At 59.2% G+C, this 19978-nt stretch carries 14 protein-coding genes; 5 read left to right on the top strand and 9 right to left on the bottom strand.

The features are described 5' to 3' along the window. Positions 1 to 180 precede the first annotated feature (180 nt). Together MAIT1_RS20165 and MAIT1_RS20160 are read left to right on the top strand one after the other, a co-directional pair. The gene (locus MAIT1_RS20165) at positions 181 to 1119 is read left to right on the top strand and encodes a sigma 54-interacting transcriptional regulator (RefSeq protein WP_085446823.1); all 939 of its coding nucleotides are present in this window, start codon (positions 181 to 183) and stop codon (positions 1117 to 1119) included. 499 nt (positions 1120 to 1618) lie between these two features. Next, positions 1619 to 3844 (top strand): pentapeptide repeat-containing protein, encoded by a 2226-nt coding sequence (locus tag MAIT1_RS20160; RefSeq protein WP_085446821.1) that lies wholly within the window; start codon positions 1619 to 1621, stop codon positions 3842 to 3844. 340 nt (positions 3845 to 4184) lie between these two features. Here the strand turns inward: MAIT1_RS20160 and rsmB are convergent, their stop codons facing one another. From rsmB to MAIT1_RS20150, 3 genes are all read right to left on the bottom strand, one after another. Further along, positions 4185 to 5576: a 16S rRNA (cytosine(967)-C(5))-methyltransferase RsmB gene (gene rsmB / locus MAIT1_RS20155; protein ID WP_085446820.1), complete on the bottom strand. Its 1392-nt coding sequence runs from the start codon at positions 5574 to 5576 to the stop codon at positions 4185 to 4187. 528 nt (positions 5577 to 6104) lie between these two features. Beyond that, positions 6105 to 7181 (bottom strand): hypothetical protein, encoded by a 1077-nt coding sequence (locus tag MAIT1_RS21685; protein WP_143814981.1) that lies wholly within the window; start codon positions 7179 to 7181, stop codon positions 6105 to 6107. A 536-nt stretch (positions 7182 to 7717) separates the two neighbouring features. Then, complete coding sequence (locus tag MAIT1_RS20150; protein ID WP_085446818.1) at positions 7718 to 8896, bottom strand: glycosyltransferase family 4 protein; 1179 nt, start codon at positions 8894 to 8896, stop codon at positions 7718 to 7720. 448 nt (positions 8897 to 9344) lie between these two features. Between MAIT1_RS20150 and MAIT1_RS20145 the strand changes: the two genes are divergently transcribed. Together MAIT1_RS20145 and MAIT1_RS20140 are read left to right on the top strand one after the other, a co-directional pair. Continuing rightward, positions 9345 to 9755 (top strand): c-type cytochrome, encoded by a 411-nt coding sequence (locus MAIT1_RS20145; RefSeq protein WP_085446816.1) that lies wholly within the window; start codon positions 9345 to 9347, stop codon positions 9753 to 9755. 115 nt (positions 9756 to 9870) lie between these two features. Continuing rightward, entirely contained in the window at positions 9871 to 10521 is a 651-nt protein-coding gene (locus tag MAIT1_RS20140) for a Crp/Fnr family transcriptional regulator (RefSeq protein ID WP_085446813.1), read from the top strand. Between the two features lie 9 nt (positions 10522 to 10530). On the opposite strand, the gene MAIT1_RS20135 is transcribed toward MAIT1_RS20140, so the two are convergent. From MAIT1_RS20135 to MAIT1_RS20120, 4 genes are all read right to left on the bottom strand, one after another. Beyond that, complete coding sequence (locus MAIT1_RS20135; protein WP_143814980.1) at positions 10531 to 11193, bottom strand: hypothetical protein; 663 nt, start codon at positions 11191 to 11193, stop codon at positions 10531 to 10533. Positions 11194 to 11410: 217 nt separating this feature from the next. After that, positions 11411 to 12172 carry an SDR family oxidoreductase gene (locus MAIT1_RS20130; protein ID WP_085446809.1) on the bottom strand — a complete coding sequence of 254 codons (762 nt, stop codon included), beginning with the start codon at positions 12170 to 12172 and terminating at the stop codon, positions 11411 to 11413. After that, positions 12169 to 13533: an FAD-binding oxidoreductase gene (locus MAIT1_RS20125; protein WP_085446807.1), complete on the bottom strand. Its 1365-nt coding sequence runs from the start codon at positions 13531 to 13533 to the stop codon at positions 12169 to 12171. Before MAIT1_RS20125 ends, MAIT1_RS20130 begins: the two co-directional genes overlap by 4 nt. Positions 13534 to 13892: 359 nt before the next feature. Further along, positions 13893 to 15317, bottom strand: coding sequence for a hypothetical protein (locus tag MAIT1_RS20120; RefSeq protein ID WP_085446805.1), 1425 nt, complete (start codon positions 15315 to 15317; stop codon positions 13893 to 13895). 423 nt (positions 15318 to 15740) lie between these two features. Here MAIT1_RS20120 and phoU point away from each other — a divergent pair, with 423 nt between their 5' ends. Further along, positions 15741 to 16454: a phosphate signaling complex protein PhoU gene (phoU, locus tag MAIT1_RS20115; RefSeq protein ID WP_085446803.1), complete on the top strand. Its 714-nt coding sequence runs from the start codon at positions 15741 to 15743 to the stop codon at positions 16452 to 16454. A 97-nt stretch (positions 16455 to 16551) separates the two neighbouring features. Here the strand turns inward: phoU and MAIT1_RS20110 are convergent, their stop codons facing one another. Together MAIT1_RS20110 and MAIT1_RS20105 are read right to left on the bottom strand one after the other, a co-directional pair. Then, the gene (locus MAIT1_RS20110) at positions 16552 to 17601 is read right to left on the bottom strand and encodes an AbrB family transcriptional regulator (protein ID WP_085446801.1); all 1050 of its coding nucleotides are present in this window, start codon (positions 17599 to 17601) and stop codon (positions 16552 to 16554) included. Between the two features lie 325 nt (positions 17602 to 17926). Beyond that, on the bottom strand, positions 17927 to 19885 hold the full coding sequence (locus tag MAIT1_RS20105; protein WP_143814979.1) for a tetratricopeptide repeat protein: 1959 nt from the start codon (positions 19883 to 19885) through the stop codon (positions 17927 to 17929). Positions 19886 to 19978 lie beyond the last annotated feature (93 nt).

Raw genomic sequence — 19978 nt, 5'->3', positions numbered from 1 at the left:
CTCTGCTTTTGCCATGTTGCGCATTCGTCAGATCAATGGGTCGTCATGACTGATGATTGCGTGGTTTGACATGGTCAAATGGCGCAAAATGCAGTAGTCTGCCATGCTGGAATAGAAACAAACCGTCGCCTGCGTGTTGACGTGGGTTGAGATTATTTCCCGCTATCGATCGAGTATAATATGGACTCTTTCTCCTCTCTGTTTGGCCAAGCTCCGAGTTTTCAAATGGTTTTGCGCGCTGCGTCGCTAATGGCGGCCACTGAGGCGCCGATCCTGATTCAGGGCGGCACCGGCAGCGGCAAGAGCCTGCTGGCGGAGGCGATGCACCAGGCCAGCGCGCGGGCGGGGGGTCCGTTTGTTGTGATCAACTGTGCGGCGTTGAGCCCGGAGCGGGCCGAGGCGCTGCTGTTGGGCGACGCCAATGCGCCGGGGATGTTGGCCCAGGCTGATGGCGGCAGCGTGCTGCTGGATGAAGTGGGTGAATTGCCTGCGGGGTTGCAGGGGGCGTTGTTGCAGTTCCTGGAGAGCGGCGTAATTACGCCTTCGGGGTGTGCGGCGCAGCGCGTTGATGCGCGGGTGTTGGCCACCACGCGGGTGGACCTGCGCGCTGAGGCGTTGGCGGGCCGCTTCCGGGAGGATCTGTTCTTCCGTTTGAGTGTGGCGCCGTTGGCGCTGCCTGCGTTGATTGAGCGCAACGGCGACGTGCAGGCGTTGATGCAGCAATTCCTGAATGAGATTGCGGCCAAGCATGGCATTGAGTCACCGCGCTTTGATGGCGAGGCGGCGCGTTTGCTGGGTCGTTATCGTTGGCCGGGCAATGTGCGGGAGTTGCGCAATTTCTGCGAGCGCATGGCGATTTTGTATGCGGGTTCGGACGTCACCGCCGAGATGTTGCCGGTGGAGTTCCATGAGGCGGCGGCTCCTGGCTTGATGGGCGCGGCGCATTCGTTGGCGCAGTATGTGATGCCGGATGAGGGCGTGGACTTTACCGAGTTGGAGCGCAGCGTGTTGCGTCAGGCGTTGGACAAGGCGCGGGGCAACCGTTCGCGGGCGGCGCGGTTGCTGTCGATGAGTCGGGATACGTTGTTGTATCGCATGCGGAAATTTGCGCTGGAGTAAGCGAGGCGACATAGAGGAATAGAAGCCGCCGGGTAGACAAGCCCGGCGGTTTTTTTATGCGCCGAAGCAAGAGTGTTTGCGGGAAAGAGTGCGGGCTGGGAGTGTCTAAGGTGGCCGCCGACTGGTCGGCGGCGGGGTCTGGGGGCCGCTGCCCCCAGCGGGTCCAGGGCGGCGCCCTGGCGGGTGTCGGGCAGAGCCCGACCGGGGTTTGGGGCAGCGCCCCAATATCTTTGATCTTTAAGCCGTTTCCCCACAGAACAGAGGCGGGGCCAGTAAGAAGTGGGGAAGAGGCGCAAAGCTGCGAGCCATCCAGGAGGCCGTCGGGGAAACGGCAGTGAGCGATATGTCGGCGCAGCCGACAGGAGCGAATGCTCTAAAACTCGAAGCCAGGGAAAGCCAAAAAGTGTGTAGGGCAGGGTATCCAGTGCTTGACGAGGCGCCCATAAAACGACACTATTCATAGTGTTGCTTCGCACCCCTCAATATATTGAGTTTTCCTATGGCTGAAGATAAGAAAAGATGTCGATATATCCGCCCTGAGCATCCTTTCTTTCCTGGGCATAAAGAGGAGCAATGCGAGCATCCTGTTTATGATGAGGAGGGGTTTTGTTTGTTCCACTCTGCGCAAGTGGAGGAGAAGCAGGCGGAGTTTTTCCTGGCATTGGACGCTTGGATTGCCGCCGGAGAGGCGGATAAATCCATAAAGGCGCTGGACCTGCGGGGCATTGTTTTTCCAAAATTGAATTGGCAGGAACGAAAATTTGCCAAATCCATAAACCTCAGGAACGCGCAATTCAGCGGAGACGCGGATCTCAGTAACGCGCAATTCAGCGGAGACGCGGATCTCAGTAACGCGCAATTCAGCGGATCCGCGTATCTCATGAACGCGCAATTCAGCGGAGACGCGTATCTCATGAACGCGCAATTCAGCGGATCCGCGGATCTCAGTAACGCGCAATTCAGCGGATCCGCGTATCTCATGAACGCGCAATTCAGCGGAGACGCGGATCTCAGTAACGCGCAATTCAGCGGATCCGCGTATCTCAGTAACGCGCAATTCAGCGGAGACGCGGATCTCAGTAACGCGCAATTCAGCGGATCCGCGTATCTCAGTAACGCGCAATTCAGCGGATACGCGGATCTCAGTAACGCGCAATTCAGCGGATCCGCGGATCTCAGGGACACAAAATTTGAACAGCGTGTTTGGATGGATGGTGCTGAATTTCACGACACAGTGAATTTCTCCGGCGCCCAGTTCGCCAACGTCAGAGGGCTGCAAGCCAACGAAATAAATCTGTGTGGCGCAGTGCTGGAATCAGCCAACTTCTGGGGCATTGAGGAAATCAAACAGCACGACTTCTCCGGCGCCTTTTTGCTCTCCCTCTCCCTGGCCAATAAGGCGATCATCGATTGCAACTTCACCGGCGCGGTGTTCGATGCGGTGCACACCCGGGGCTGGGAGGTGAATGACGCCACCCGCTGCAATACCCTGTTCATCTATACCGCCTATGAAATCGTGCAAGAGCCAGACGAAGAGAGTGGCGAATTACGCCCCAAGCTGATCCCCAAACCCGGCAGCCGCGTACCCGCGCGGGGGAATTTTGGCGAAGGGGAGCACGCCAACTTTTTCTTTGATGATTATCTGAAAGACCCGGTGCGCTGGAGCTTCGCCGTGGATGCGCCCGCCATGGTGCGTAGCGCATTTTTGGACTTTATCGCCGAATTCCCCGAGTTCATGCGCCTGGAAAAAGGGATCGGCGTGGAGATCCGCCAACGGCAGGAGGGTGGTATGGTGCGGGTGGAGTTCTGCGTCAGCACCGAGGCCGAGCGCAAAGAGGTCAATGAGGCGTTTCCCCGCTTCTACAATCGAGCCAAGCAGGGCGCCGAATCAGTGGAAAATGAATTTATCACCGCAACCAGCGTAGAAGCCAAGATGCTGGTTGTGCGCCTGGATCGCAAAATCAGCGCCTTACGCAACGACGTGCAAACCGGTCGTATTTTGCTCGAACAGAAGCAACAAATCCATCAATTGGAAACGGAAAAACGCGACTTGCAACGCCAAATGGATGAACTGGACCGCTTTGATCACGATCCGACCATTGCGTTGCAGGCTGAAGAGCCACCTGCGCCATTACTCCCAGCGCCGCCGCAAATTCAAGCACGCATGCGACTCTTCTTTCTGCAATCGGATATTCCGGGATTCTCAAAATTTCAGAGCGAAGATCCCCATGCAGATACCGAGTTACGCAGTTGGCTGGTGGGCTATAGACAGTACTTCAGCCAACTGGATGGCCATCTGCGTTCTGATATCGAAGGGGACTCAATTAAAGGCTTTTTCAACAACTATGACAACCTGTTGGAGGCCGCGCGCTACCTGCACAGCAAAGGGCCGGAGATCAAATTTGAATTCCCCCAGTTGGAGGGGTTCCGCATCCTGCTCAATACGCGCTATGCCCACACTGTGCCCGATGGCGAAAATCACGAATTCACCACGCCCGGCATCACCGAAACCGTGCGCACCGACCAGCCCATGAAGGATTTCCTCAAAGCGCGTAATCTCTCACAAAACGCCGTCTGGTGCCTGGAGCCGTTCCAAGCCTATGTGGAGCAACGACATGTGACGAGCGTTCAGTTTGAGGCCATTTCTGAAACGCTGCAAAAAGGCAAAAACGACGGCAATTGCCCGCAACTCTATTGGGTGCGGTTTATTGCTCAGCAAGAATAGCGGGGATTCTCCTCCAAACACTTTTTGGCTTTCCCTGCTGGCGAGTTTTACGGCATTCGCTCCTGTTGGCTGCGCCGACATATCGCTCACCGCCGTTTCCCCGACGGCATTCGTGCGGGCTCGACGCTCCTACTGACTATACAGCCCCGTGCAGGATCAACCTCCGTTCAATGGGGAAACGGCTGAAAGATTAAAGATAGTGGGGCTTTGCCCCACACCCCATGAGGGCGCCGCCCTCAACCCGCTTAAGGGTCACAGACCCTTAAGAATCCCGACAAATTGCCTGCGGCAATTTGTCACCTTACATAGCGTGGGGTCGGCCTCTTTCCCGCAAACACTTTTACTCCGTGTCTGTCACCCGGATCAGTCTGGCTGCGTAAAACCCATCCACGCCATGCTCGCTGGGCTCCGTCAGTAACTCCCCCAGCTCGTTGAACCATGCGCTGTCCAAACCCAACCCCTTTGCCTCCACCTCATCCCGCCGCCACTGCGGATTCTCCGCCAAAAACGCCGCAATCTGATCCGGCCCCTCCTCAGGCTCCATCGAGCAAACCGCATACACCAACACCCCGCCCGGCTTCACCCGGCTCGCCACCCCACGCAGAATCTCCCCCTGTCGCTCCGCCGCCTGGGCAATCTCCTTGGCCGTGCGTCGCCACTTGATCTCCGGATGCCGCCGAATCACCCCCGTGCCGCTGCACGGCGCATCAATCAACGCCCGGTCATACAGTTCCGCGCCCAGCTCATCGGCATTGCGCGCATCGGCAACCCGTACCTCCACCCCCTGCACCTGCAAGCGGTCCAGATTCTCCGCCACCCGCTGCAATCGCTCGGCGCGATTGTCCAGCGCCACAATGGTCGCGGCGCCGCCACTCAACGCCGCCATGTGCGCCGTCTTGCCGCCCGGAGCCGCGCAGGCGTCCACAATCCGCTCACCGGGCTGCGGATCCACCAACCGCGCCGCCGCCATGGCCGCGCGATCCTGCACCGCAAACCGCCCCTCGGCATAGCCCGGCAGCGCCGGAATGCGCCCCCCTTGCGGCAACAACACCGCCTCCGGCGGGTATTCCAAAGGCCGTGCCTCAACGCCGGACTCCGCCAACTCCGCCAACCACTGCGCACGGGCGTCATCGTCTGCGCCATGGAAACGCAGGGTCAACGGCGCCTGGGCGTTGTTGGCGGCCATGCGCGCCGCCGTACGCTCTTCGCCCAACTGCTTAAGCCAGCGCCGGGTCAACCACAGCGGATGCGCATGCTGCACGCTCAAGCGTCTGGCTGGATCGCGCACGGACTCCCACGCCTGTTCCGGCGTCAACTCCGCCGCACGACGCAATACCGCGTTGACGAACCCCGTTAGGGGTTGATCCGGCGACCGCTTCACCAACTCCACCGATGCGTGAATCGCCGCATGGGGCGGCACGCGCATCCAATGAAGCTGATACAGTCCGATGCGCAACGCGGTCCATGCGGTGAGCTGCTGGTCCGGCAACGTCTTGTTCATGGGAATGCGCAACATGGCGTCCAGGAGGGGCCATTGGCGCAGCACGCCCAGCACGATTTCGTGAATCAGGCCGCGATCGCGGGGGTCGAGATCGGGATGAGCGCGCCAGAGGGCGTCCAGACGATCCTCCAGGGCGTTGGGCTGGCGGAAGAACTCCAATAGCACCTCCAGCGCCAATTGACGTGAGGCGAGGCCGGCGTCGGGGGAGGGACGGGAGCGGGGATGCGGCATGGAGTCATCTTTCTGAGCAGGAACGAAAAGGGAGTCCGCAGTATAGAGGAGTGGAGGGGAATCGGGCAGGCGCCAAGAGAGCGCACGGAGTAAAAGTGTGTGTGGGAAAGAGGTCGGGCCCAGGGTGACTATGGGCCTCCGGCTGGCCGGAGGCGGGGTCTGGGGCCTGTGGCCCCAGCGGGTCCAGGGCGGCGCCCTGGCGGGTGTCGGGCAGCGCCCGACCGGGGTTTGGGGCAGCGCCCCAATATCTGAGATCTTCAGGCCGTTTCCCCGTGAACAGAGGTTGAGCCATTCAGGAGTGGATGGAGAATCTGCGAGCGTGGAGCGGGTACGCAGGCAAACGGGGAAACGGCGGTGAGCAGGCCCCGCAGGGGCCGTCGTCCGCAGGACGGCGAATGCAGTAAAACTCGAAGCTTGGGAAAGCCAAAAAATGTTTGCGGGAAAAGGGTACAGATGTTCTGTCAGTGGCCATCATATCATTTTAATTAAGTGACCGTCCCCGGAATTCTTGCGGAATTCTTGAATTACCTAATTTGAGTGGGAGTGAGTGTCCCCTGAATTACCAGGGGGTTTTGGAAAATTACATGGCATAATTGAATCGCCATTAATTTCCATTCCTCCGGTCTCTTTATCTGCAATTAATACTGCAAGTCCTGCTCCACCATCAACCCATTGTGAGCACTCAACTCGCATCTCATCTTTTTCAACACAAATATCGAGCATTTCTTTTTTTGTTGTAACAAACACATCATGTTTTTTTATTGCTAGTTCTTCATCTTTCATATTGATATGAAAAGTAAATCCATCTGTTGGTTTTAATGATGTAAACGTATAAAGGTTCCAATGGTCTTGCCCGATTTCAGTTATACGCATTGTTATGTAAAGCTCTTTTGATGTGTTGGCAAACTCGTTCACTTTGATTGTGGTATGGTAAAGTCCATCTTTGTCGAGAATATACTCTACGTATTCAATATCATCAGTCTTTTCATCATTCGTTATGTGAGGCAAGGGGATTACCTTTTTTGTCTTCCCATCATCTCTTTTAATTGTAACAGATACACACTTTCCCATGTCAAATCGTAAAGAGATGTCGTCGTAACCATCTTGTGAAGGATGCTCCCTGTACGAGTAGATTGAATCAATAACGATTTTTCCTTCTTCTTTTCTCGCAGTGCACTGAATATTATAATTGCTTCTTGTGGTTTCTTTACTAATTTTTATAGCTCTTTGTGATAAGTATTGATAATATTTTTTCAATGATGAGTTATTTTTTAGTTCTTTTTCTGATGCGGCAAGCACCTGCTGGATTATTGATTCTTTTTTTACTGGGTCAAGATTAGATAAAAATGCTCTGTTGATAACTATGTCTTCTAGAACAGATGCAATATGCCGGATAAACTCAGTATTCCCTGCTGTATACGTAAAAAAATAAGCGACTATCATTGAAATGCCAATTGTTGATACCGTTCCTGTAAGTAACTCGCTCCAGAACATATTTGGAAACTTTAAAATTATTACTTGTGAAATAAGAACTAATGTAAAGCCAGCCCATAGTATGTATGAAAAAGTCTTTCTTAGAGCTTTTGAAGATTCTGTCTTTTCCATTTTAGACCCTTATTGTTTTGTGTGTATTGGCCTTCTACACAGTATCGAATATATCAGAGGTTAGCAAGGATAAATGTTATATATAAACGCATTCTAATTTTCCCTGGCGTCGAGTCCTAAAGCATTCTCCGTCCTGCGGACGACGGCCCTACGGGCCTGCTCACCTGCCGTTTCCCCGATGGCCTCCGTGCTGGCTCGTGGCTCGGCGCTCCTGATTCAACTTCCCACTGGCGCCGCCTCTGTTCAATGGGGAAACGGCAAAGCCACTACCAAAGACAAACCGTGGGCGCCGCCCAATCTGTTAGATACGGCTTCGCCTGTGGCCGCTGGGGGCGCGGACCCCAGACGATTCGGCAGGATTGCCGAATCGGACTCGCGCAGCGAGCCCGAAGGGTGAGGGCCATGGATGGCCCGAATCACCCCGCCGCCGACCAGTCGGCGGCCAATAGTTAGCGCAAGCTCACCCTTCGTCACGCAAACATTGGTCGTTCTGTGCAATTTTGGCTGATAAAGCATGGGGACGGTATATCGCGCCGTTATTCTACAATTTGGCAATACAGTTCAAAGTAACTCTTGGCCATCACCCGCGCATCATGCCGCGCGCGCACCCGCTCTCCCAAGGCGCGCCCCATCGCACGCGCGGCCAGGGGATCATCGGCTAGCTGATTCATGGCCGCTGCGATGGCGTCGGGATCATCCAGAGTCGCCAATAGCCCCTCTTTGCCATCGTCCAACAGATCCACATAGGGGCGGATGCGCGAAAACACCCCAGGCAGATTGAACGCACCGCACTCCAGCAGCACAAACGGCAACCCTTCACTGCGCGACGGGTGGATCATCATCTCCGCCCGGCGCATGGCCGCCAGCGCCGCTGCGCGGGGCGGACTATCGAATACATGAATGCGATCGCGCCCCGGATTGCGCGCCATCAATTCGTTCATCAAGGCGATTTGCGGCGGCTCATTGGCGGCTGTGCCCATGAACACCAGGTGCAGATCCGGATGCCGCGCCTGCACCTGCTCCCAGGCTTGGATCACTGCGTCCTGCGCCTTGATGGGATCCAAACACGCCACTTGCAAGGCGAAACGGGCGGGCAGTTGCGCGATGATCTCCAGCGCCTCGGCGTCATCCTCCGGCGTGGCGACCACACCGGCCAGATCCACCCCGTTGAGCAGCGCCCGAATCCGGCTGCGCAGATGCGGGAAACGTTCTCGCGCAGCGTCGGCCAGATGCTCCGCCACGGCGGTGATGGCGTGGGCGTGCGATGCAATCCAACGCAATAGCCACACACGGGATCGAGGCCTTTCGGGGAATTTGAGGATATCCGAGCCGACATAGGTGATCACATAGCGCGGACCGCTCACCAGTCGCAGCAGGGTGAAATAGGCGTGCTGGGTCTGGCAGGTGAACAGATGGATGACGTCGACGCTCTCTTCACGGCACAGTCGGCGCAGCCGCCACAGCGTGCGCACGCCCTCCCACAGGCCGCCCAGGAACCCTTTGATGGGGCTCTTGGGATCCCACAACGGACGCAATCGCCCGGAGTGTACCGTAATCTCCCCCTCCTGATGTCGGGTCCATTGGGGCTGCGTCCAAGGCGCGATGTTGAACACGCTCACCCGCGCGCCTTGCTCTGGTAATGACGCCGCCAGCGTATTGAGCATGGCGTCCACACCGCCGCGCACCTGCGGAAAAGCGCCATGATGAGCCAGCATCACATGAGGATGACGAACAGGCGTTATAGTTGAAGATGTAACGACACTCACCAGGGCAATTCCCAACAACGGAGAAAAAATACACGGAAATCTAGAGACTTGCGCAAGTAATGAGAGTTAAGCTTCTCCTCTGCTCGGAGAAAAAGCGTATTGGCAAGAACATTTTTACGTCGATTCTTCTTGACCGCACATCGTTTCGCGGCAACAATCTGCCCAGTTTTGCCACGGAATGGTCAAGGCGGCCTGATTATGCGCCTATTGTTGGGATTTTGCTCGGTTTTGCGGCTTGCAGTTGTCTTCTCAAATCGAGGCGGCTGAGTCGTTTGGCTGGCCAAAGGACGTTCAAGCCAATGGCCTTTGGATGTTTCCCGGTCGAGAGGGTCGGTCTGGAAGCGTCGAAGATCCCGCCCACTGGGCGGATATAATCATGTTCTTAGGAGATCAACACATGCGTGTTTCCCGTCTGGCTATCGCCGCTCTGCTGTCCGCCGCTTCTCTGGCTTTCGCTGCTGCTCCCGCGCAAGCGGGCGACGCCGCCAAAGGCGAAAAGCTGATGAAAAAATGTGGCGCCTGCCACACCTGGGATCAGGGCGGCAAGAAGAAGGTCGGCCCCAACCTGTTTGGCGTCTATGAGCAGAACTGCGGCCACAACGCCGAGTTCAAGTACTCCGACGGCTACCACAAAGCGTGTGAAAAAGGTTTCAAAATTGATGAAGCGATGCTGATGGAATACCTGGCCGACGCTTCCGCCTACCTTTCCGGCGTGGCTGGCGAGAAGGTGAAATCCAAAATGACCTTCAAGCTCAAAAAAGAGGCCGATCGCGCCGACGTGATCGAATTCCTGAAGGGCAACAAGTAATCCATTAACCTTCGGATTGCTTGCGCAGTATATTAACGGGGCGCCCGATCACATCGGGCGCCCCGTTTTCATTTGATTTTCGCCAGACCTATTCACCCAGCCTTTAGGGAAACTCATGTTGCCTTTGGAAAATCCACTCATCGCCAATCTGCCGCAGCCGCAACGGGAGAGACTCGCTGCGCGCATCGCCACCCGGCGTTTGGCGGAAGGGGAGATTCTGTTTCATCAGGACGATCCGGCGGACGCCTTCTATATTGTGATCACTGGGGTGATCAAACTGTTCCGGCTCTCCCCGGATGGCGGCGAGAAGGTGGTGGAGTTGATCAACCCGGGTCAGAGCTTTGCCGAGGCGTTGATGTTTGTGGGCGAAAAGCGGTATCCGGTGAGCGCCCAGGCCATGGCCGATGCGCAGGTGGCGGAGATTCCCGGCGATCTCTATCTGAAGCTGATGCGCGAATGCCCGGAGAGCTGTTTTACCCTACTGGGGGATTTGAGCCGCCGTCTGCACGGGCTGTTGATGGAGCTGGATCGGGTGACGCTGCAACGCTCCCGCGAGCGCCTTCTTACTTGGTTGCGCGAAGAGGCCAATAAGACCGTGGAGGGGGGCGACACCGTGCGTTTGACGGTCTCCAAACGGGTGCTGGCGGCGCGTCTGTCGTTTCAGCCGGAGACGTTGTCTCGGTTGCTGCGCACGCTTAAGTCCGAAGGGGTGATCCGCGAACAGGGCGACGCCATCATTCTGCTGCGGGATGACGATCCCTTCTGAGTTGCCGCCTTAATCAAACCGTACCCAGTACAACGGCGGGCAATCCCCGTCGTTCTTGCCTTTTTGCAGCGTTTCAGGAATTGCCTCAAACTGAATGCTCGTCACATGGCGTGGCTCCACATAGGCTTGGAAAGGTTCCAGGCACCACACAGCGTTTTGCGAGAGATTGCGCGCTTTGAGGAAATCCTTCATGGGCTGGTCGGTGCGCACGGTTTCGGTGATGCCGGGCGTGGTGAATTCGTGATTATCGCCATCGGGCACAGTGTGGGCATAGCGCGTATTGAGCAAGATGCGGAACCCCTCCAGTTGGGGGAATTCCAATTTGATCTCCGGCCCTTTGCTGTGCAGGTAGCGCGCGGCTTCCAACAGATCGCCATAGTTGTTGAAAAAGCCTTTAATTGAGTCCCCTTCGATATCAGAACGCAGATGGCCGTCCAGTTGGCTGAAATGCTGTCTATAGCCCACCAGCCAACTGCGTAACTCGGTATCTGCATGGGGATCTTCGCTCTGAAATTTTGAGAATCCCGGAATATCCGATTGCAGAAAGAAGAGTCGCATGCGTGCTTGAATTTGCGGCGGCGTTGGGCAACCTACCCCAAACACTTTTTGGCTTTCCCTGGCTTCGAGTTCTACTGCATTCGCTCCTGTCGGCTGCGCCGACATATCGCTCACTGCCGTTTCCCCGACGGCCTCCTTGCGGGCTCATCCCTCCCAGCTCCGCTTAACTCCTTACTGGCTCGACCTCTGTTCAATGGGGAAACGGCCAAAGACAACCGCCAAACCGTGGGCGCCGCCCACACCCGCTGGGGCCGCAGGCCCCAGACCCCGCCGCCGACCAGTCGGCGGCCACCTTACATATGCTGGCTCGCACTCTTTCCCGCACACACTCTTACAGCTTCATCTTCTTGAAGATCGGCTCCGGCACGCTGCGGATAATCAACATGATCAATCGCCAAAACCCCGGCAAATACAACACGTCCCGAGATTTATCCAACGCCCGCACAATATCACGCCCCACATCATTCGGGTCCGCCACCAAAAACAATCCCGGCAAGCCGTAGGTCATGGCGGTATCCACATACCCCGGCTTGATCTCAATCACCCGCACCCCAGTCGGCGCCAGCCGATTGCGCAACCCCGCCAACCACGCCGACAACCCCGCCTTGGGCGCGCCATAGGGATAGTTACTCTGCCGCCCCCGGTCCGCCGCCACCGACGTCACGCCGATGATGAAGCCATCCGCCTGCTTCTCCAGATGGTTGGCCGCCAGACCCAGCACCGACACCGCGCCGGTGAAGTTGCGCACAATGATCGCATTGGCCTCGCGCCACTCCTCCCGCGCCTTCAGATGATCGCCCAAATAACCAATGGCGAACACCACCCCATACAGCCCGCCGCAGGTTTCAATCACCTGCTTCAGCGCGTCGGCGTGGGAGTCGATCTCCTCAATGTCGAATTCGCCATGGTGAACCGTTACGCCGTAACGCACAGAGAGGTCCAGCGCAAGGCGTCGCAACTCCTCGTCGTCGCGCCCGGAGAGGTACAGCGGATGACCGCGCTTGGCCAACTCAATGGCGCACCCCCGCGCCATGCCGGAGGTGGCGCCCAGAATCCAAACCGGTTGCCCGGCGCTTGCGGAGGGTTGCGTCATTGTCCGACCTCCATGCCCAGGCGTTGCGATAGCGCCGAACGGATGCGCCACTCCGGGTCGACTCTCTGCTTCACCGCCAGCCACTGGTCAAACTGCGGATAGCCGATGCGGAACTGTTCCGGCGTGGCGAAGGCGTCCTTGGCCAGATAGAGCCGCCCGCCATAGCTGGTCAGACGGTCGGTCAACTCGCCCAGGAATGCAGGCAGCTTGTCGTTATACGGCAGATCCAGAGTCAGCGTATAACCATCGTCGGGGAAGGAGAGCGGCGCCGGGTTGCCCGGTCCCAACCGCTTCAGCACCGACAGGAACGACGCCTTACGCGCTTTGGCGGCGCGCTCCAGAATCTCCCGCACTCCCTCATGGGCGCGGGCGCGGGGAATCAGGCACTGGAACTGGGCAAACCCGCGCTTGCCATACAGCCGATGCCACTGACCGATGGCGTCCAGGGGGAAGAAGAACGATTCGATGTCGCACACAAACGGTGCGGTCTTGGCCGCCTGGGTCTTGTAATAGAGGGCGTTGAACATCTTCACGCTGAGCGGATTGAGCGCCCAGGCGGGCAGATCCAGGGGGAAGTTGCGCTCTTTCTTGGGCTTCAGCGCCAGGGCGTTATCGGCGACGTGGGGCGGCAGTTCGTCGCGCACCGCATGATGCCCAGCCATCACCACCGAGCGGCCCAGGTTGGGACCGCTGGCCAGCGCATCCACCCACGCCACGGTGTGTTGATCATCGCGCAGGGGGTCTTCAAAGATGCGGAACGCTTCGTCCAGATTGGCGCAAGGGTAGTGGCGCGCGCTCACCCACACGCTGTCGATGGGCTGCAACTGAATGCTGGCCTGACGAATGAAGCCGGTCAGCCCCATGCCCCCCACCGTGGCCCAGAACAGTTCGGCGTCTTCGCGGGGGCTGCAGACCACCGTTTCGCCGCTGGCCAGGGTCAGTTCGATTTCGGAGACATGGGAGCCGAAGCTGCCCATGTGGTGATGATTCTTGCCATGCACGTCGGCGGCGATGGCGCCGCCGATGGAGAGCAGCCGCGTGCCCGGCGCCACGCGGGGGAAGAAGCCGCGCGGGGCGGCGAATTCGATCACCTCCGAGAGGGTGGCGCCCGCCTCCAGGGTGAGCAGCCCCGCCATGGGATCCCACGCCAAAAAGCGGTTGAGGCGCTCGGTCTGCACCGCCAGTTCGTTGTCATGGGGCGTGGCGGCGTCGCCATAGGCGCGTCCCTGGCCGCGGGCGATGGCGCCGCCGGACTCCGGCAGGCGCAAATCGCGTATCTTCTCCGGTCGATTGAGCCGTCCCGGGTGGAGCGGATAGCGCCCCCACCCGGTGATCTGCGTCTGCAATTCCGCCAACGCCATGGTAAGGATTCCTTTATATATAAGAATAGGCTCTCGGGAGTCGAACGGACTGGATCTCTTGATTGCGCAAGATACTTTAAATTACGCACGAAACTTCAAAACGCGCACAAAGCCGCCAACTTAACGAGGGTGCAGGGAAATCATTTCCCTGCCGGGTCGAGGGCAGAGCCCTCGTGGGTCCAGGGCAACGCCCTGGCGGGTTGAGGGCGGCGCCCTCATGGGGTCTGGGGCAAAGCCCCAGCCTCTTTCATCATCCCCAACTCTGCTCAGAGCGTTAAACACGCACCAAGCCGCCAACTCAATGAGGTCCAGGGCGAAGCCCCAGTCTCTTACATCATCCCCAGCCGTACTCAATCACACTACTGAATCGGACGTCCCACAATGGGGCGCCCAAAGAAGTCGTCCAGGGAATCGACCACTTCCACATATTCGCGCCAGATGGTGTTGCCGGTGGCGGCGTACTCCCAGTTGCGCCCGCTCCAGAGCACCATGCGATAGCCCATCTGTTTGAGCTTCTCAAAATGTTCGCGCTCCTGCACCGGACGCCGCAGACAGAGCTTGCCATCCACTTGGCAGAGCATCTTCAAATCGCCATCCGGGTGCTTGCGCCAGGCCGGATTGTGCGGCGCCATCCACAGATCGCCATACATCAACAGCGTGGGCTGCTGCGGGTGATAGGCGTTGGCCGCTGCGCGGAACGACAGCTTGAAGCGGCGATCCTGGATATCGCGATAGAGATAGCCCGGCTTAAGCGACAGCTCCACATAACGGTGACCGCTGACGCCGCCCAGGGTGTCGATGTTGCCCACATGGTTGAACAGCAACAGCGCGCACAGCGCCACAAAAGCGCGTCCCGTGGCCAGTTGATCCAACAGCATGATCAACGATGGCAGCATGGGGATGAGATATTCCGGCTCCAGAGGCGAGAGCATATAGAGCAGGAGCCAAGATGCGATGACGGTCAGATGCAACGCCACATCGGGATTGGCGGAGAGCTTTTCCCCAGCGGCGCGGCGTCGCCACAGCAGCCACGCCAGCAGCGGCCACACGATGAGCGATTGCGCATGGCCGAGGAAGTTGAGGAAGTGATAGCCGCCAATCAGAATCAGTTTTTTGGCGGCAAGCGGAATGTCCGAAGTGACCGAAAGGGGGATGCCGTAGGTGTAGAGCGAGGGCGAGAAGGCCGCCATGCCGGTGAAGAAGGCGATGAGGAACACCCGCATGGCCAGTTTGAAACCGCCGCCCTGCACCAGGATCCACGCCATGGCGGGCAGCGCATAGAGCCCGCTGGTGGGGCGGAAGCCGCAGGCTGCGCCGATCAGCAGCGCCGCCACATAGGGCTGGTCGTCGCGCAATTTGGCGTAGGCCCAGGTCATCAGCGCCATGGCCGGCAGGTAGTCCATGCTTGATGCGCCGTTCTTCAGCATCATCGGCATCAAGGCAATGGTGAGAATCACCGCCAACGGATGGCGGAATGCGCCGCCGCGCGCCAACTGCCCCAAACCCAACAGCAGCATCACGCCGCTAAACACACTGAGCAGATTGCTCAACGCCGCGCCGCCGCCCAGCCACGCCGCCAGGGCCATCCACCCCTCCATGAGGGGGAAGCCGGTGGTGCGCGAACTGATATAGCGTCCGGCCTCGAGCATGCGCTCGCCGGTGTGGGCCATGATCCAGGCGTCGGGATCGCTGCCGTATCCCAGGAACAGGGCCATGGGCAGCGTGAGCAGCAGCCACAGCAGCACAATCAGGCGCATCTGAAGCGGCGTGGGCGTTGAAAACATGTGCAGACTCGAGCTTGATAGGTGACGCGGGCGCGGGGCGCGGATTGCGGCAATAACAGGCCCTTGTAGCGTTTATCACCAAATATGGCAATGGTTGCCCCGGTTACGTTGTACAGGGGACGATTTGAATTATGACATTTATGTGACAAAATTTTTTGCTAAAAACCCGAGATTCTGCAAAATATAGAGTATAACAAGCTGTTTTTTTATGGTTAATTAGATGTTCACAAAACTGTTGCAATGGCTGCGATAAATGAGTAACATAAAAGCCATGGAAATGTCACATAAGCATGCCGCGCCATTTTGCGTCATCTGCATGTGACACACCGCAAAAAGGGGGCTCGCAGATGAGTGGTTCATATGGAGCCAAACCGCTCCCCAATGATTGGGGATAGCACACAGGTTTAGCAAAGGAGACGCGAGATGAACGCGCCGATTGCACAACACATCGTTACCTCCTATGAGGAGGAGCTGGCTGGGCTCGACGAGAGCATCCGCCAAATGATTCAACGCACCGAGCATCAACTTGAGCTGAGTCTCAAGGCGCTGGAGAAGGGGGATTTGTCCCAGGCCAAAGAGGCCATCGATCTGGACAGTCTGACCGATAGCCACCAGATGAGCCTGGACGGTCAGGGCGTGCGCATGATTGCGCTGCGCCAGCCCATGGGTCGCGACCTGCGCGCGGTGATCTCCACGCTGCGCAACGCGCCGCAACTGGAGCGCATTGGCGACTACGCCGCCAACATCGCCGAACGGGTGGAAACCCTGGCGCGGCTGGAGCACTCGTTCAATCTGGAGCAGTTGCTGCAGATGGGCGCCATGCTGATCAAAGCCATCGCCAAGTTGCGCGAAGCCCATGAGAGCGAAGACGTCAACGCCGCCATCAGTGTGTGGAGCGGTGATGAAGAGGTGGATGAGCTGCACAACGGCATCTTCTCCAGCCTGCTGGCGCATATGGCCGCGCACCCGGAACAGGCCGACTCTTCGGCGCATCTGGTCTGCATTGCACGGGATATGGAGCGCATCGGCGACCATTTGACCGACGTGGCCGAGAATATCTACTATCGGGTCACCGGCGAAGTGGTGCGCGAAACCCGCCCCAAAGGCGACCGCACCAAAAGTATCACGCTGGCGTAAGTCGGCGCTAACTCACCCCTGGATCGCGCGCTGGAATTCCCCCCTCTGGCGCGCCTCTGGGGCTTTTCGATATTTCCCTTTATCGATCGGGCGCGTGTTACCGCAGCGCTGTTCGTTGCTGTCGAGCCAACCAGATTGGCGCGATGGTGAAGATCAGGAAGATGCGCGTCAAATGATGCGCGCCCACATAGGCCACGGAGAGCCCAGCGGTGGCGGCGATGATGCACATCTCCGCCTGTCCGCCTGGGGCCAGGGCCAACAACGCTTCCCACGGCGAAAAGCCGATCAGCCGCGCCACGCTCCAGGCGAATCCCGCAGTCAACACCCCATATCCCGCCATCAACACGCCGGTGACCCGCGCCGCATGGGCCACCTGTCGCCAAGTGACGCCGATAAAGGCGCAACCGATGGTCACCCCCACGCCCCACTGCGCCACCCCGGTCACCTGCCAGGGCAGATGAATCTGCGTCAACCCGCTGATCTGCGCTGTGGCGGTGAGCAGCATCGGTCCCAACACCGACGCGCCGGGCAGACGCAAGCGCGCCGCGCCCTGCCAACCCAACACCGCCAACGCCAGCATCTCGCCCCAGTTGCGAGCGCTCAGTTTGCCGATATCCACGCCGCCCAGGGCGTCCGGGCGTGATAGGTCGATGCCCAAAAGCCACTGATAGACAAACGACAGCCCAAACGCCAGCATGAGAATGCGCATCAGGTGGGCCAGCGCCACTTGGGTCAGATTAGCGCCCAGATCGCGGCCCATCAGGGTCATTTCGGTCATGCCGCCGGGGATGGCGGCGATCCAGGCGGTGAGCGCGTTCATGCCGCCGAAGCGGCGGTAGTGCCAGGCGCCGATGGCGGCCAGCAGCGCCACATAGGGGGTGAGTACGCTCAGACTGATAGCGTAGGGGGTGAGCAGATCCAGAATGTGCGGCGAGAAGCCTGAGCCGATGATCAACCCCATGCCGCTGCGCAGAAACTCCGCCAGCGGACGCGGCGGGTGGGCCATGGGCGCGCCCAGCAGGGCGGCGACAAGGCAGCCGGTCAGCGCCCCCAGCAGCCACGGCAGCGGCAGGGAGAGGAGAATAAACCCCGCCACTCCGGCCAGCCCGAGGAAAAATGTGAAGATGGTCGCTATAGTCGTCAGCATTCGGAAATGGGCGTTGGAAAGCTATAAGATATCGAGGGCTCCGCCCTCGAACTCCCAAAATCAAAAGCCAAACCGTGGGCTCCGCCCATTGATTGTTGATACGGCTTCGCCTGTGGCGCTGGGGGCGCGGCCCCCTGACGATTCGGCAGGATTGCCGAATCGGACTCGCGCAGCGAGCCCGAAGGGTGAGGGCCATGGATGGCCCGAATCACCCCGCCGCCGACCAGGCGGCGGCCAATCGTCAGCGCAAGCTCAAACTGCGTCACGCAAACACTGGCTATTCTGTGCAGTTTTGGTGTCGCATGCGCATTTTAAAGGGACATCTTCATCGTTGCGCGATCCAGTCCTTCAAGGCCGCTTGCACGGCGTCGACCACGGGCTCCCAACTCTTGCCGTGAGGCTGGCGGAACAGGCGCATGGTGGGATACCACACGCTGCTTTCACCATCGCCCGCCCAACGCCAATCGGCGTTGTCAGCCAGCAGCAGCCACACCGGCTTGCCCAGCGCGGCGGCCAGATGCGCCACGGCGTCATCCACCGCGATGACCAGATCCAGCTGCATGATGTAGGCGGCGGCTTGCGCCAGATCGCTGAATTGGGCGGTATGATCGATCCAATTGGCGGGTGCTGGCGTCTCCACTTCCGCCGCGCCAGGGCCCGATAGCGGCGGGCTCAGTTGCACACTATGCCAGTCGATTACACCGTTATCACATAACGGTTGAATCAGCGCCCAAGGCAGGGAGCGCTCTCGCCGCATACGCTCAGTGACGCCGCCCGACCACGCCAAGCCCACACGTCCTTGGGCGGGCTCTCCCAGATCCTGCGCCCACTGCGCCTGCCGCTCGTCATCGGCTTGCAGATAGGGGAATTCACCCGGGAGATCATCCTTTTCTACCCCCAGGCAGCGGGGCAGATCCCAAAACGGCGCGTGCAGATCCACATCGGGCAGGGCCTCGCCGCGCACAATCACCTGGGCATTGTTGAGCAAAGCTTCCAACAGCGGCGCAACGGCGGCGGAGCACTCCACAAAGAGCGTGTCGCACAGCTCTTCCACTTCATTGAGAAAACGCGCGCACTGGATGGCGTCGGCGTCGCTCTGTTCGGCGTGCAGCAGCAGGCTTTTGTCACCTATCTCCTCGCCGGTCCACAGCGGCGCGCCGAAATCCCGTGGCTCCTCAATGAAATCGCCGCGCTTCCAGCGCCAGTCGTATTCCCGCCAACCCGCTTCCCAATTGCCCAGAGTCAGATGGGCGTGGGCCAAGCCGCTGTGGGCGCGCGGATCGCCCGCATCCCGCTCCACCCCGTTTTGAAACGCCGCCAGCGCCGCCTCGGGGTCGCCTTCAAACAGCAGATGCTCGCCCAGCAGCACATGGCAGGGGGCGGCGTCAGGGTGGGCCTGCAGCAGATCATCGAAGCGCGCTCGCGCCCCCGCCGCATCCCCCAAACGACCGGTAACGGTGGCCAGATTGATCGCCGCTTCGAGCAGTTCCGGTTCCAGTTCCAGCGCCTTTTCATAACGCTCCGCCGCTTGCGCCCACTGCATCAAGCCCTGATGCGCGCCGCCCAGCAGCATCTGAATGCGTGCGCCGGTGACGCCGTGGCGCTCCAGTTGCGCCGCCCGCTCCAGCGGCGCCATGGCTGCGGCGAACACTCCCGCCTGAATGCGCGCGCCGCCCAGCTTCATCAACCCTTCGACAAAGTCCGGATGGGTCTCGACCACCTGCGCGTAGTGTTCAATGGCGCGGGAGAGCTCCGCCTGGGCGCGGCGCAGATCACCCAGTTGCAGATGCGCCTGCACAAAACCAGGATCCAGATGCACCGCTCGCTCCAGCGCCTCCACCGCGCCGTGGCCGTCGTGATCAATGCGCCGCGCCAGCCCCAGATTGAACCACGCCAGGGGCAGGTTAGGATTTAACTGCACCGCCTCCTCCAGCGCATGGCGGGCGTGTTCCGTCTGATTCATGCTGAGCAATGCTGCGCCGCGATCAGCGTAGGCCTCGGCAAAGCGGGGGTTGAGCGCAATGGCGCGGTCAAAAAACGGCAGCGCCATCTGCGCCTGACCGGCCTGGAATCCCAGCACGCCAAACAGATGGATCGCCTCGACGTTCTGGGGATCCTGCGCCAGCAACTCCTTGAGTCGCGTCTGCGCTTGCGCCAACTCACCGGATTCAATGAGTTCACGAGCCTGTTGCAGGCTTTGGGAAACGGGGGTATCGGTCTGGGTCATGGTGCTGGGGATCGATTCTTCAGGCGGTGAGGAGCCCATGCGGGCGGGCTCGGACAATCCGCCCAGCCTAGCGCAAGGCGCCGCCGTGGGGAAGTGGTGGCGGGTTAGGGGGGGCGCTGCGGGTTTCAATGGCCAAGGGGCCTGGATGGC

It is taken from the genome of Magnetofaba australis IT-1, from assembly GCF_002109495.1.
Lineage (GTDB): Bacteria > Pseudomonadota > Magnetococcia > Magnetococcales > Magnetococcaceae > Magnetofaba > Magnetofaba australis.
Note: the sequence above shows the minus strand (reverse complement) of the source record. Positions and strands in the feature narration are given on the sequence as shown.